Below are 14,876 nucleotides of genomic sequence, written 5' to 3' on the forward strand. Positions count from 1 at the left end.
AACACCGAGGAGAATATCCGCAATGAATTCCATTCTTATTTTAGACGACGCACAGGAGAATTGCATGTTGATGCAGGGTATTCTGAGAAAATCGGGATACAAGGACACACAGGCGAGTCAATCTCCGGATGAAGTCATCGGTTGGCTGAGTTTAAAAAGTTCGGAACCACCTCAAAAAGAATTTTCACTGATTCTTTTGGACATTCTTTTACCCGGAATCACGGGTCTTGAAATTCTTAAGATGATCCGTGAAAAGGAAGAATTAAAAGACATCCCGGTCATCATGATTACGGCCCTCAAAGAATCGAACGTTCTTCAAGAAGCGTTTGATACCGGAGCGATCGACTACGTCGTAAAACCGTTCGACGCAAACGAACTTTTGGCACGGGTTCGTTCCGCACTTCGTCTTTTCGAAGAGATGACTCGAAGAAAGGAAAGGGAGAAGGAACTCGAAACACTTACGGATCAACTCCAAGAAGTGAACGCGTATCTTGTTGCGATCGCAAGAACGGACGCGTTAACCGGTCTTTACAATCGAAGATATTTCGACGAGGTTCTTGCGACGGAATGGAAACGTTGTTGGAGAACCGGAACCAGCGTCGCACTTTTGATGTTGGATATCGATCATTTCAAACTCTACAACGATACGTACGGTCATCAAGGCGGGGATCAGTGTTTGAAACAAGTCGCCGCCGCAATTCGAGACTGCGCCAGAAGAGCCGGTGACGTGGCCGCGCGGTACGGCGGTGAAGAATTTTCGGTGATCCTTCCGGAGACAAGCGAGTCTAACGCGGTCATCGTAAGTCGAAACATTTTGGAAAAAGTGGAAAAACTTGCGATTGCACACTCCGCCTCCAAAACGGCTTCGATCGTTACGATCAGCATCGGAATGGCTACTTTGAGTCCGAGTCCCGAAAACTCAATCGCGGAATTGATCGAAAGAGCGGACAAGGCCCTCTACTTAGCCAAGGATGAAGGAAGAAACTGTCTTCGTTTTTATCCACAAGGGGATTGAGAGATCAAGATCGTCTAACGTTCGTTATTCGGATCAATCCATAAAAATTGAATGTCGTTTACGTTGGTTCCGGTCGCTCCCGTAAACACGAGGGCATCCACAACCTTCAAAGCCTCGTAAGAATTGTGCGTCCGGAGCGCGTTCTTTGGATCCGTATATCCCGCGATTTTTTTCCAAGTTGTTCCGTTTACGATCGCTCCCGCCGCGTCGGTCGGTCCGTCGCTTCCGTCCGTTGCAAGGGAGAATAACGTGATTCCGTTTTGTTCCGAGATTTTTTCGGCAAATGCCAGAGCCAGTTCCTGATTTCTACCGCCTTTTCCGCTTCCGTCGTGGGTTACGGTCGTTTCTCCTCCGCAAAGAATCAATAAGGAGCTCGTTGTTTCTTTGATTTTTTCCAAAGCGATGGATGCGAGAGAATACCCGACCTCTTTTGCTTCTCCGGTTAGGGAAGAGGTAAGTAATAAAACGGGAATATTCAGATCCTTGCATTCTTTTTGGATGGATTCGAGGGTTTGTCCGATGTTTCCGATACAATGAACTTCGTTTTTTGACGTCTGTATGGTTTCTTGGGCTCGGTAGTTGAGCGCGGACTCGAATTTTGAGTCCATTTGTAAATTGTAATCTTTGAATATTCTTAAAATAGAATCCTTTGTGATCCGGGAAGGGATCGTAGGACCCGATGCCACTTTCGATAGATCGTCTCCGATCACGTCCGATAGAATCAAAGTGATCGATCTTGAAGGAAGAATCTTCGTTAAAAGTCCGCCTCCCTTGATCGAGGACAAAAAAATTCGAACTTCATTGACGTCTTGAATCTTAGCCCCGCTTTCTAAAAGTTTAGAATTCCAAAAAATCAAATCTTCCAAGTCGAAACCGTTTGCTGGAACTTCCATCAGCGCCGAACCTCCGCCCGAAAGAAGAATCAAAACCGTATCCTCCGGTTGTAGAAGAGAACAAAGTTCCAAGATTCTTTTTCCGCCGAGAATGCTGTTCTCGTCCGGAATCGGATGACCCGCTTCCAGAATTTCCAAAGGCGGAAATTTATTTCCAGACGTATGTCCGTATTTGGTAAGAATGATTCCCGCAAAAATTTGATCTTTTAAAATTTCATACGCGGACGATGCCATTTCCTCGGCGGCTTTTCCGATCGAAAGAAGTAGGATTCTTCCCGAAGGTTTCGAGTTTGTCAGAAAGTTGTGAACTGCCGGACCCGGAAGAGATTTGCGAATCGCAAACGAGCCCAGATAAGACAAAACGGATCGGGGAGAACGGAGTTCCGGGATTGGATTTTGGTGAAAATCGAGCCGAGGCACGAAATCATAATTCGATTCTTCGCCGGAAAAAAGAAGTCTTTATTTCCTTTGACATTTGATTTCGAAAAACCAATGTAGTTCCGCGCGGGAATTGCGGAAACGTTAGACGCCGCATTCGAATCGCGATCGCAATCAGGAGAATTCATGTCCGAAATCAAAACCTCAACCTTAAAAAACGGAGATAGGGAATACAAATACCTAAGTCTCGGTAAGGGGAAAAATCTCGCTTTTTTCTTTCACGGATTTCCGGACGACGCGGGTTCGATGAAGGAACTCATGGAAATTTTTTCCAAGAAGGATTTTACCTGTATCGCGCCGTATATGAGGGGATATTCTCCCGGTTCCAACATTCCTTTTTCGACGACCGTGAGCATCGCGGAACTCGCGGGTGATCTGAAGTTTATCATAGAATCCTTAAAGACAAAATTCAAATCGGAGAACACGATTTTGGTCGGTCACGATTGGGGGGCGATCGCTTCCTACGCAGTTGCGAATCTTTCGCCGGGATCGATCGACGCGTTAGTCGCTCTTTCCGTTCCTCCGCTTCCAACCTATATCAAAAATCTTTTTATTTATCCGTCGCAGATCATCAGAAGTTGGTACATTCTATTCTTTCAGTTGAGAGCGGGAATTCCGGAATCGGCTCTTCTCAAAAACGAACTTCTACGCAGACTCTGGGAGGATTGGAGCCCCGGTTGGAAAATTCCGGAAGATCGTTTCCGAGAAGTTTCCGAAAATCTGAAAGTTCCCGAACATCTGACCGCCGCGCTCGGATATTACAGAGGTTTGTTGACCCCGGGAAATTTCGCTCTTTGGAATTCGAGCAGAGAACTTGTGTTCCAGAAAATTTCCGTTCCCACCTTGGTTCTGGCCGGGGAAAACGACGAATGTATTTCCACTTCGGTTTATAAGGGATTGGAATCCGAGTTTTATTCCAGGGTTTCGTTTAAGGTGATCGCGAAGGCCGGGCATTTTTTGCCCTTGGAATCGCCCGCTCAGGTCGGGAAAGAAATATTCAATTTTTTAAAATTAGAATAACTGCATATTTAAGCGTTATGACTCCGAGTTTTCGCGCCCACGGCTAGGTTTTGCACTCACGACGTCATTCCGTAACGGCCGACGGTTTCGAGGTTCTAACCGATTTAAAATAAAAAAACCGCGTTTGGTTTTCACCAAAACGCGGCCAGATGTGTTTCGTAAGTTTGGGTTGAAAAAAGTCCGTTTTCCTCTTAACCTTCCGCGGGTGATTCCGACCACTGAATCTTAGGATTGGAATCGCTTCCTTTCGCGGAACGTTTATCCGCAAGAGATTCGAAATAGTCTTCGTAGTATGGAAAGTTCGTTCCCATGATCCGATCCCAAAAGTTGAAATAGAGGCTGTAGTTGCCGTGGAACTTTTGGTGATGCAGGTTATGGTGAGTCGACGTGTTGATCCATTTTAGAATCGGATGTCTCGTCCAGGATTTCGGTAAAAACTCATATCCCAAATGCCACCAGATGTTCATGATCATCGCATAAAACGTGTGAAACAAAAGAACATGAAAGTGGATCGGAATGAATAGAACGAAGAATACGATGTAGATTCCTTCCAAAAAAGCTTCCAGAAAGTGAAAGTGATACGCCGCGATCGGAGATGGATTCACAGATTGATGATGTACGGAATGCACTCTGGAATATACTTTCTTGTGATGCATCAGACGATGTGCCCAATAAAACCAGGTCTCGTGCCATACGGTGATCAAAAGAAAGGAAAGAATCATATAAGGGATTCCGCCGTGTGAGGAATAGTCGCCGAAGTAGACGTTATTCGGAATCAAACCCATTCTCGCGGAAACGATATTGGTAGTCGCGATGATCGTAAAAACGAAAAGTGTAACAGCCGATTGTCTGATTTCGTTTTTGATTTTTTCGATCTTAGGATAAACGGATTGGATTCTGAAACGATGGAAACTTTCCTTTTTCCAAACGTAAAAAATCAAAAAGGCCAAACCCGCAATCGGGTAATAACGAATGATGTTCATCGTGAACTGAAACAGTCCGATTTTTTGAACGCAGTCTAGAACTAACTCACACTGAATTGGATTCATGGAAAGAATCTCCTCTGTTTACTTGAGAAGAGTTTACTTTCCTTTCGGAAATCAATCGTCCGACTTGGTCGAGACGGTCGAAAAAAATTGACCTGACTTATCAATCAGGTCCTTGGATTCTCCTTTTTTTCTAAATTCGGTCGGACTTAAACCCACTTCCTTTCGAAATGCGTCGTTGAACGAGGATTTGGATTGAAAACCCACCTCGTAGGCGATCGATAAAACCGTGTCCTTGGGAGAATGGCGAAGCAGATGTTTCGCCTCGGAGATTCTATACCCGTTGACGAGTTGGAAAAAACTTCTTTTTACGTGAAGATTCAGATATTCCGAAAGTTGATGCGAAGAAATTCCGAGTTCCTCCGCCAATCTTCCGAGCCCTAGATTCTCCTCTTTGTAAATCTTTTTCTCTTTCATGAGAGAATTCAGATTTTTTTCCAAGGATTCCAGATCTACGGATTTGAGCTGGGTCGTTTTGTATTTTCTTTCCTCTTCTACGATCTTTTGAACCGCGCTGAAAATTTCGGGATGGCTCTGACGGATGATGTAGATCCCACAAAGAAGAACTCCGATGAGAACGGAAGAAATTTCCAAACGAACGACGCCGGTTTGTTGGATGCTCGTGGATAAACCCAAAAGGGAAGAAGAAACCGCGACCGAGAGAATGAACAGAATCAAACGGATTTCGGGCCGAGTATAAATCACGATCCAGCGAATTCTATGAACCAGGTTGAGAATGATATCGATGAGATAACCGAGTAACGTCAAAGACATCACTGCGATTCCGAGTCTCAGATCGGTTGAGAAATTTCCTTCGGCGGATTGTCTCAGACATTCCAGTTTGTTCTCTTCCGAAGAAAGATAAAAGGGGAACATGATAAAAAGAATGACGATCAACGGAATTAGATCCCAGAGACGGAAGAGCGGAATCTTACTTTCTTCTTCCCAAAGATTGGAAATGTAAGACCGCAGTAACGGTCCGAACAAAACCGCCAAAGGAAGATGGATCGCATAAAGATGAGGGAAGAATCGAATATTCTTACTCACCAAAAGATACGCGTGGATCTGAAAGATAAAAACGGCCACGAACAAAATGAGAAGAATCGTATTTCTTCTGTTCCTGAGTGCGAGAGGGATTTCTCCCAAAATAAAAAGAAGGGAAAGCGCGGATGTAAAACCTACGAATCCGGATACGATGGAATGAATTTCTAAATTTCCGAGGCTAAACGCAAACATGGAACTTTTTTCGTAGGATAACCGAGTTCATTCCATTGGAAAGCAAAACTTATAGGTTTCGGGGTATAAAAAGAACGTTCTCTTTTGCCGAAAATGGAACGAACGGACAGGAAGAAGGTTCGAATTCCTTAAATTCTTTCCTGAAAGTCGGCCGGAGTGAATTGAAAAACTCTGAGATTGAAGCCATTTTCTTTGGGGTTTCAGTTCAAAAGCCGGAAAAATTAAAAATCAACGAAAGAATGAAAAAAACAAAGAATTCAGATGTTTTTACAAGAAACAGATTCGTTACAAAGCCCAATAGTTTGGGAAATTTGTTTTGTTGTTGCGTTGCACAACGTCTAATAGGACAAAGATAATGGGACAAAATAATGTTCTCTTCTCCTTAGAAGGGAGGCGCCAAATGCTCGAAAAAATGATCGAAGATTTAAAAGATTCCGTGAAGGAATCCGTAAAATCCGTTCGCATTCCCTTGGAAGTTCACAGTAAAACAGGAAATTATTCCGCTGAAATCGGCGGCTGGGAAGGTACGTCCATGAGTTTGAATCTCGGACGTTTTAACACGGACTCGGTGGGCGAATCGGCTACCTTAGAAGTGAGAATTCCTTTCTGGAAAGATCCGATCCTACTGCACGGTACGATTACAGAAAAGAAAATCGTTCGTTCCAAGTCACAGGATAGAATTACGGATAACGTACTTTTGTTCGAATCGGATGCGATCGGGTTGGTTAAAAAATTCTTACCAAAACTTCCGGTGGACCTGAAGGATTGGAAAATTCCTGAATTTCCGAAAAAAGCGAGCTGATCGAAAGATCGGTTCGTTCTTCCGGAAATCGGAAGTTCTAAAAAGATTAAAAAAGGACGCTTATAACGCGTCCTTTTTTATTGTCCGTGGGAGTTCCCACATTTTCAGGATTTACTCGAAGACGTTTCCGATTGTGGTAGATCCTACATTTTTTGGGACTTACTCGAAAACTTTCGGTTTTGTAAGAGTTCCCACATTTCTAAAAAGTTCTTTCAAAGTTTGATATCGAACTCCAAAGGCGCGTGATCGGAAAGCGGTTTTTCTCTGTAAATAGAATGAGACTTTACGTTTTTCTTAAGTTCTTCCGTTACAAAAAAATAATCGATTCTCCATCCCTTGTTTTTGGCGCGAGCCCCCGCACGAAAGGTCCACCAAGAATATTCCTGTTTTTCCGGATACAGATAACGAAACGTATCCACCCAACCTTGGTTTAAAAATCCACTGAGCCATTCTCTTTCTTCGGGTAAGAATCCGCTACTCTTCGCATTTCCTTTCGGATCGTGAATGTCCTGCGGAGTATGCGCGATGTTTACGTCACCGCATACGATGATGTTGGGTTGTTTTTTTCTTCGTTTGGCGGCTTCTTTTTGAAACAGATCCAAGAATTTCATCTTCGCGGTTTGGCGCACGTCACCCGTCGTTCCGGAGGGAAAGTATAAGTTCCAAAGTGCAAAGCCCGGATATTCCAGATAGATACTTCTTCCTTCCTTGTCGAAAAAAGGATCTCCGAGTCCGATCGTGATTTTTTGAGGCGCTTTTTTATATAGAATCGCGACTCCGCTGTATCCTTTTTTTTCGGCGCTGTTGAAGACGGGGGTGTAACCGAGTTCTTCCCAAAAAGGAGTCACCTGTTCCTGCATGGCCTTGGTTTCCTGAAAGGAAACGAAATCTGGTTTCGTATCCCGAATGTAATCGGCGAGTCCTTTTTCCAATGACGATCTGATTCCGTTGCAGTTGAGAGATATGAGTTTCATAGGCAAGGTGTAAAATGAACGAATTCTTCTTCCGGGCAATTGTTTTTTGTGTAAATTTCAGATGCAGGAACAGTTCTTTCGGAAATTCTGGTTCTTAAAATGGCGATACAAATTCTGCAAGTCGGTCTGAAAGATCGGTCCGTTTTGGATCCGGTTCTGAAACGTGCCAGAGAGGACTTAAGTTCCACCTTATCGATCGTAAAACCGATCATCGAGGACGTTCAAAAAAACGGGGATTCGGCGCTCCGAGAATATACGCGCAAGTTCGACGGAATGGTTCCGGATTCTTTCGTTCTCGATCTTTCCAATTTAAAACCGAAGATCGATTCGGAACTCGAAACCGCTCTCAAAAAAGCCGCCGAAAATATCGAAGCGTTTCACCGGATTCAAATTCCGGAAGATAAGGAAATCATTGTACATGGAAACCGACTCGGGATTCGCCATACTCCCGTGGAATCGGTTTCGGTTTATGCGCCCGGTGGAAAGGCTCTTTATCCATCCACAATTTTGATGGGAGCGATTCCCGCTAAACTCGCGGGAGTGAAAAACATTCAGATCGTAACACCTCCGCAACAAGGAGCCTTACCCGACGGTCTTGTCGCCGCGGCGAAGATTGCGGGCGCGGATCGGATCATTCTCGCGGGAGGAGCTCAAGGGATCGCGGCGGTTTCTTATGGAACCGAAAGTATTCCTTCTTCCGAATTCGTGATCGGCCCGGGTAGTAAGTTTGTGACAGCCGCAAAAGTTTATCTCAGCGGTCAAGGTGTGATCGGAATCGACAGCCCTGCGGGTCCGAGCGAAGTGCTTGTGATCGCGGACGATTCCGCAAATCCTATGTGGGTTGCCGCGGATCTTTTATCCCAAGCCGAACACGGAGAAGATTCGGTTGCGATCCTTTGTACGGATTCGATCGATCTCGCCAAAAAGGTTCAGGCCGAAGTCGAAAAGGCTTTGATCGAAAGACCCAAACGAGGAGAAATGAAACGCAAGTCCGTCGAGGATCACGGAAGAATATTCGTTTTTCCTAATTTAGAAGAATGTTTTGCGTTTTCCGATCTTTTCGCCCCCGAACACCTGGAGATCCAGACTCGAAATTTCAAAGAGGATCTGAAAAAAATCCGTCACGCGGGTTCGGTGTTTTTGGGGAATTATTCTCCCGTAGCAATGGGGGATTATATCAGTGGAACCAATCATATTCTTCCCACGGCGGGCGCCGCGAGAATCTATTCTTCCTTGGGCGTTTCCACGTTTTTAAAACGTGTTACCTGGCAGGAAGTTTCCAAAGAATCTTTGGCGGATCTTTATCCGCACGTAAAGGTTCTTTCCGAATTCGAAGGTCTGGACGAGGAACACGGAACCTCCGTTAAAATTAGAACTTAAGAATATTCAAATACTATGATTATCTGTAAAACTCCAGAAGAAGTTGGCGCTCAAGTCCGCAAGTGGAAGGCGGAAGGTAAAAAAGTGGGTTTTGTTCCCACGATGGGTTATCTTCACGAGGGTCATGCGACCTTGTTCGACGAATCCGTTTCCAAAGCGGATAAAACCGTGGTTTCTATTTTCGTGAACCCGGCTCAGTTCAACGATCCGGAAGACTACGCGAAATATCCGGTCAACACGGAAGGGGATCTGAAACTCTGCGAATCCAAAAAAGTGGATCTCGTATTTTTGCCGGACAAAGAGGCCATGTATCCCGGCGGGATTCCGAACGTAATCTTACAAATTCCTCATTTGATGAAAAATCTCTGCGCGGTTTCGAGGCCCGGACATTTCGAGGGAGTTCTTCTCGTGATCTCCAGGTTGTTTCATTTTGTGGAACCGAACTTCGCGTTTTTTGGTAAGAAGGATTATCAACAATATCTTTTGATCCGTGAGTTTTGCAAAACACTCGCATTCTCGGTTGAAGTCATCGGTTGTGATACGATCCGTTCGGGTAAGGGACTTGCTTTGAGTTCCAGAAACGCAAGACTCAGCGAAGAGGAAAGGGAAGAATCCTTATTGGTTTCCAGAGCGCTTCGTCTCGGCGAAACTCAGATTCTTTCCGGGATGAAAGATCCCGTTCTCGTGCGCGACATCATGAAGGACGTTTTGGATTCTTCCTCGAAAATTCGTTTGGACTATCTCGAAGTTTTGAACGCGGATACTCTCGAACCATTGGAAAGTTTTGAAGGGAACATTCTTCTTGCGGTCGCCGTTTTTATCGGACCGGTGCGTTTGATCGACAACATCACATTGAGCGTGAATCCTTCATGAAAGATCTTCTTCGGATCATCGGGGAGGAATTGTTTTCCCAATTCGATTCTTCACCCAAAAAAAAGAACTCGGCTTCAAGTGCGGCTTCCAAAAAGAAAACTTCCGTCGCTTCCGCTAAGACAACCTTCGAATCCTCGTCTTCCGTAAACGAAGACGTTTCGGGTAACGTGTATTCCGTGACGGCGGGAAGTCATTCCATATTAGCTTCTTCTTTATTCCAAAAATTGAATCAAACGATCGTGGTCGTTTCGGAAAACAATACTGCGGCCGAGTTTTTATACAGAGAGGCTTTGAGTTTTCTTCCCGCGAGCGATCTCGTTTATTTTCCGGGTCAGGAAGTTCTTCCTTACGAATATCTGCGTTATCCGACCGAGATGAAACGGGAAAGAATCAAGGCGATCGCAAAGATCATTTCCGGCGAACCCGCTTTGATCTTTACGTCCGTCGCCGGTTTTTTAAAAACCCTTCCTCCGATTCGAACGATGCAGGGACGGGCGATCGTTTTGGAAAAAGGAAAAGAAATCGATCTGGAAGGTCTTCTCATTCGTTTGATCGATCTCGGTTACAAACGTACGGATGTTTGCGAAACCTTCGGCGAATTCAGTTTAAAAGGCGGGATTCTGGATATTTATTCTTCATATTCGACCGAGCCGGTGCGGATCGATCTTTTCGGAGAGGAAATCGAATCGATTCGAACCTTCGATCCGGATAGCCAAAGGTCGATGGCGGATCTGAACAAAGCCGTTCTTCTTCCCGCCGACGAATACATTCTTTCCGACGAACAAAAATTAGAATATCAGAATCTTCTAAAGTCTGCGGATTCTTCCCTACACCTTCCCGAAATCCCCGAAGCAAACTACGGAATTTATTACGAAGAACTGGTTCCGATGGTACGGGAGAATCACGGGGTTCTTTCTTATTTTCCGGAACCCCCGGTTCTTTTGTTTCCTTCTCCGAATACGGTGAAGGAAAGAATTCTCCACTTGGAGAGAGAATACGTTTCCTTGTTTGAAAAACGTTCTCAGGAAATTCTGTGCGCACCGCCCGAAAAACTTTTATCCTTCGGGGAAGAACATAGGGTTCTCACGGATTCGATCGGTCTATCTTTGATCGGACTTCCTCCCCGAAACGGAAACGATCTTGTTTCTTCTTTGAAAGAAGCGCCCGCCTTTAAGGGAAAAATCCGGGAAGTCCGCGAAAAGATCGCCGAACTCAGAAACGAAGGCGGTTGGAAGATCGTCTTAACTTCTTCTTTCGAGGCTCAGACCAAAAGACTCCAAGGGCTTTTCGAAAAGGAAGGAATCGTTTTGTTAAACGAAGACTCCGCCGAGCCGGTTCCGTTTCATTTGGGCAAACACAAAAAGGACGCATTTCTCGTGTTGTCCGAACTCAGAAACGGATTTATATTCGAAAATCAAAAAATTCTAATATTATCCGAAAACGATATTTTCGGTCGGGAATACAAACGCAAAACCCGTTTTAAAAAACAAAACAGCAAGGCCCTTCAGAGTTTTATCGATCTCAAAGAAGGGGATTACGTCGTTCATATCCACCACGGGGTCGGTAAGTTTTTAAAAATCGAAAGAACGAACGCGGGCGGAAAAGAAAGGGACTTTCTCAAACTCGAATACGCGGGAGGAGATTCTCTCTTTGTTCCCTTGGATCAGATTTCTCTGGTGCAGAGATATATCGGAGGAACCGAATCTCCTCGTTTGGACAGTCTTGGTAAGAGCACTTGGAAAAAAACCAAGGACCGTGTTCAAAAGGCGGTCGAGGCCCTCGCCGAAGATTTGGTTCAGATGTATTCCAATCGTTTGAAACTTCAGGGTTACGCGTTTCCACCGGATACGATTTATCAGGAAGAATTCGAAGCCGAGTTTGAATACGAGGAAACCCCCGATCAGATCGACGCGATCGAAGCGGTCAAAAAGGATTTGGAATCTTCCCGTCCTATGGATCGTCTTGTTTGCGGGGACGTGGGTTACGGAAAAACCGAGGTTGCGATCCGCGCGGCGTTTAAGGTCGCGATGGCGGGTCGTCAGATCATGATGCTCGCGCCTACCACGATTTTAGCATTACAACATTATAATACGTTTAAGAACCGTTTCGAAAACTATCCGCTTCGTGTGGAACTCGTTTCCCGTTTTAAAACCGCCGCCGAAACGAGGGATATTCTTTCCGATTTCAGTCTCGGAAAAATCGATATGGTCATCGGAACCCACGCCATTCTTTCCCCGAAATTGAAACCGAAAAATCTGGGTCTTCTTATCATCGACGAAGAACAAAGATTCGGGGTCAATCACAAGGAAGCGATCAAGAAGTTTAAAAATCTTGTGGACGTTCTCACCTTAACCGCGACCCCGATTCCGAGAACGCTTCACATGGCCTTGACCGGAATCCGAGAGCTTTCCATCATCGCGACTCCACCTAAGAATCGTCAGTCGGTCGAAACCTATGTTCTCGAAGAGGACGAAGATCTGATTGCGGACGCGATTCGAAACGAAATTCAAAGAGACGGTCAGGTTTTTTATCTCTACAATCGAGTGGAAACCATCGAACAAGAAACGAAATATCTAAACGAAATCGTTCCCGAAGTTTCGATCGGAGTTCTTCACGGACAAATGACCGAGGATGAAATCGAAGAAACCCTTCTCGATTTTTACAATCGTAAATACGACATTTTGGTTACAACGACGATCATCGAATCGGGTATAGACATGCCGAACGTAAATACGTTGTTCGTAAAACGAGCGGATCTATTCGGTCTTTCCCAATTGTATCAAATTCGGGGGAGAGTGGGTCGAAGCGATCGAAAGGCGTTCGCATACATGCTTCTGCCAAAGGATCGGGTCGTTTCGGAACAAGCCGAAAAAAGATTGAATACGATCTACGAATATCAGGAGTTAGGTTCCGGTTTTAAGGTAGCGATGCGGGATCTTGAAATCAGAGGAGCGGGAAATCTTCTCGGTAAGGAACAATCCGGCGATATCATGGAAGTAGGTTTCGATCTTTACGTGAGAATGCTCGAAGAGGCGATCGCAAGAATCAAGGGAGAAGAGGTCGCCGTGGAAGTAAGAACCTCCGTGACCTTGAACACGAACTTCTTCATTCCGGAAACCTATATCGCGGACACAAGACAGAAGATCGAGTTCTACAAAAAGTTCGAAGGCACAAGGGATCTGGAAGAGATCGACGAGGTTTACACCGAGATGGTGGATCGTTTCGGCGAACCGCCGGAAGATGCAAAAACCTTTATTCTTTTGGAGAAGATTAGAACTCTCGCATCCAATTTAGGTTTCGAATCCGTCGCAGAAATGAATGATGAAATCAAAATGAAATCCGGTTCTTACTTTCGAGGTGATAACGTAAAAATCATTCAACTGATTTCGGCGAGAACCGGGCTGACTCTCAATCCAAGGGAACCGAATGTGTTGATTTTTCAGACAGGTAAAAAATCCGAAAAGGAAAAGCTAGATACTTTGATCTTTCTTCTTTCCGAAATGTTGCCTTCCAAAAAAGTATAGACGACTAAACCCCGAATCCTATCCTTTGCACCAGGAACCCTAAGTCCGATGAAAAAAAATATTATTCTAATTTTTATTGCTCTTTCTGCCGCTTTTTTTGCGGGTTGCGGAGACAACTCCGAAGTGATCGAAACTCTTGATGGAAACAAGATCACTGTAAACAGTTTTGATGATACCTATCACGTGGCCATCGACGCGATGAGCCGAGTTCAAAATATCGAGAAGGAAAATCTTCTCGAGTTCATCCAAAAGGACATCTCGGAAGTTCCCGAGCAGATGAGAGCTTTGAACTATCAGTTCCAAAAGAAGAATTTTTACGATCAGTACAGAGACATGATGATCACGACTATCGCGGCCGAAAAAGACGGTTTTACAAAACGCGACGACATCAAAAAGATTCTTAAGTTTCAAGAGATGCAGATCGTTTCTCAACTTTACGTAATGCACCTTGTGGAAAGTAAGATCAAGATCTCCGAAGAAGAAGCGATGGAAGAATGTCAGAAACTCCGCGCGAAAGAACCTCAAATCGGTTCTCTTCCGATCGATCGTTGTATCCTTTTCGCAAGAGCGAAGTTGAAAAAGGACAAGTCTCAGGAAATTCTTCCTAAGGTTCTGGAAAGAATCAAAGAACAAGTCTCTATCAAACACAACGATAAGTTCGACCTCGAAGCATTCTTAAAGAGAAAAGTCGGAGCGTCTGCAACCGAAGAGAAAAAAGAAAACCCGCCGACCACCGGAACTACAGCGCCTACAACAACGGAAACTCCGAAAACTCCCGGACAGTAAATCCATTTGAACCATTATCTGAACGCCTTTCTGAGAAGCATCATTGAGGCGATCACAGAATTTCTACCGGTGTCCTCTACGGGACACCTGTTCTTATTCAGTTCCTTCTTTCCCTTTAACGGGGAAAATTTCGGAATTGAATTCGACGACCTCTTCGATATATTCATTCAGAGCGGAGCCATTCTTTCCGTTTTGTATTTGTATCGGGAAAAATTCAGATCGCAGATCGTTTCTTCCTTTCAATACGTAACCAAACAAAACTCGGATCCTCAGGGTTTTTACTTTGTGATTCAGATTGCGATCGGTGCGTTTCCGATTTTAGCGGCGGGTTTTATCGCGAAGAACTTTCTGGATACGATCAAAGCAAGGCCGGATCTTCTTGTGATCCTCGCGGGCGCTTGGATCTTCGGAGGAATTCTCATTCTCATCGCGGAATGGTTCTTTCATAAAAAACAAGGAAACGGAGAACGCGAACCGATCGGTTTTAAGGATTCCATTCTCATCGGAATCTTTCAGTGTATGGCTCTTGTTCCCGGTATGTCCAGATCCGCGGCGACGATCATCACCGCTCGTTTTTTAGGAAAGGACACGAAGAGTAGCGCCGAGTTTTCGTTCTTTCTTGCGGTACCCGTTTTACTCGCGGCGGGTATATACAAACTTTATAAATATCGTTCCATTTTGAACGGAGACACGATTCCCGTTTTAGCCTTCGGATTTTTGGTTTCCTTTCTTCTTTGCACCTTGGTGATTCGTTGGTTTTTACGATATCTTCAGAGACATTCGTTTTCGGTCTTCGGGGTTTACAGAATCTTATTGGGGGTCGGCGTTCTCGTTTTCACTAAATTTATTAGATGAAAATCTAATTCACGAGAATAATCTGACACCGGTA

The 14,876-nt window shown here is 44.7% G+C and carries 12 protein-coding genes; 8 read left to right on the top strand and 4 right to left on the bottom strand.

Features of this window, described 5'->3' with window-relative positions:
• Nucleotides 1–22 precede the first annotated feature (22 nt).
• Nucleotides 23–1,015 carry a GGDEF domain-containing response regulator gene (locus tag CH367_RS14100; protein WP_100763143.1) on the top strand — a complete coding sequence of 331 codons (993 nt, stop codon included), beginning with the start codon at nt 23–25 and terminating at the stop codon, nt 1,013–1,015.
• A 14-nt stretch (nt 1,016–1,029) separates the two neighbouring features.
• Here CH367_RS14100 and CH367_RS14105 read toward each other — a convergent pair whose 3' ends face one another.
• Nucleotides 1,030–2,328, bottom strand: coding sequence for a glycerate kinase type-2 family protein (locus CH367_RS14105; RefSeq protein WP_100763144.1), 1,299 nt, complete (start codon nt 2,326–2,328; stop codon nt 1,030–1,032).
• Nucleotides 2,329–2,472: 144 nt separating this feature from the next.
• Between CH367_RS14105 and CH367_RS14110 the strand changes: the two genes are divergently transcribed.
• Nucleotides 2,473–3,366: an alpha/beta fold hydrolase gene (locus tag CH367_RS14110; RefSeq protein WP_100763145.1), complete on the top strand. Its 894-nt coding sequence runs from the start codon at nt 2,473–2,475 to the stop codon at nt 3,364–3,366.
• 191 nt (nt 3,367–3,557) lie between these two features.
• Here the strand turns inward: CH367_RS14110 and CH367_RS14115 are convergent, their stop codons facing one another.
• A complete protein-coding gene (locus CH367_RS14115; RefSeq protein ID WP_100763146.1) occupies nt 3,558–4,415 on the bottom strand; it encodes a sterol desaturase family protein in 858 nt (285 codons plus the stop codon).
• 51 nt (nt 4,416–4,466) lie between these two features.
• Nucleotides 4,467–5,648 carry an AraC family transcriptional regulator gene (locus CH367_RS14120; RefSeq protein ID WP_100763147.1) on the bottom strand — a complete coding sequence of 394 codons (1,182 nt, stop codon included), beginning with the start codon at nt 5,646–5,648 and terminating at the stop codon, nt 4,467–4,469.
• A 400-nt stretch (nt 5,649–6,048) separates the two neighbouring features.
• Between CH367_RS14120 and CH367_RS14130 the strand changes: the two genes are divergently transcribed.
• Nucleotides 6,049–6,450, top strand: coding sequence for a hypothetical protein (locus tag CH367_RS14130; protein ID WP_100763149.1), 402 nt, complete (start codon nt 6,049–6,051; stop codon nt 6,448–6,450).
• A 212-nt stretch (nt 6,451–6,662) separates the two neighbouring features.
• Here the strand turns inward: CH367_RS14130 and CH367_RS14135 are convergent, their stop codons facing one another.
• Nucleotides 6,663–7,424: an exodeoxyribonuclease III gene (locus CH367_RS14135; protein ID WP_100763150.1), complete on the bottom strand. Its 762-nt coding sequence runs from the start codon at nt 7,422–7,424 to the stop codon at nt 6,663–6,665.
• A 99-nt stretch (nt 7,425–7,523) separates the two neighbouring features.
• On the opposite strand from CH367_RS14135, the gene hisD reads away from it, so the two are divergent.
• Genes hisD through CH367_RS14160 form a run of 5 tightly spaced genes read left to right on the top strand, consistent with a single transcriptional unit; the run spans nt 7,524 to nt 14,842 of the window.
• On the top strand, nt 7,524–8,804 hold the full coding sequence (hisD, locus tag CH367_RS14140) for a histidinol dehydrogenase (RefSeq protein WP_100763151.1): 1,281 nt from the start codon (nt 7,524–7,526) through the stop codon (nt 8,802–8,804).
• A 15-nt stretch (nt 8,805–8,819) separates the two neighbouring features.
• Nucleotides 8,820–9,677: a pantoate--beta-alanine ligase gene (panC, locus tag CH367_RS14145; protein ID WP_100763152.1), complete on the top strand. Its 858-nt coding sequence runs from the start codon at nt 8,820–8,822 to the stop codon at nt 9,675–9,677.
• Entirely contained in the window at nt 9,674–13,201 is a 3,528-nt protein-coding gene (gene mfd / locus CH367_RS14150; RefSeq protein ID WP_100763153.1) for a transcription-repair coupling factor, read from the top strand. Before panC ends, mfd begins: the two co-directional genes overlap by 4 nt.
• A gap of 48 nt (nt 13,202–13,249) precedes the next feature.
• Nucleotides 13,250–13,987 carry a lipoprotein LipL31 gene (locus CH367_RS14155; protein WP_100763154.1) on the top strand — a complete coding sequence of 246 codons (738 nt, stop codon included), beginning with the start codon at nt 13,250–13,252 and terminating at the stop codon, nt 13,985–13,987.
• Between the two features lie 6 nt (nt 13,988–13,993).
• Nucleotides 13,994–14,842 (top strand): undecaprenyl-diphosphate phosphatase, encoded by an 849-nt coding sequence (locus CH367_RS14160; RefSeq protein WP_100763155.1) that lies wholly within the window; start codon nt 13,994–13,996, stop codon nt 14,840–14,842.
• Nucleotides 14,843–14,876: the final 34 nt, after the last annotated feature.

The organism is Leptospira barantonii (assembly GCF_002811925.1).
In the GTDB taxonomy this organism is placed as follows: Bacteria; Spirochaetota; Leptospiria; order Leptospirales; family Leptospiraceae; genus Leptospira; species Leptospira barantonii.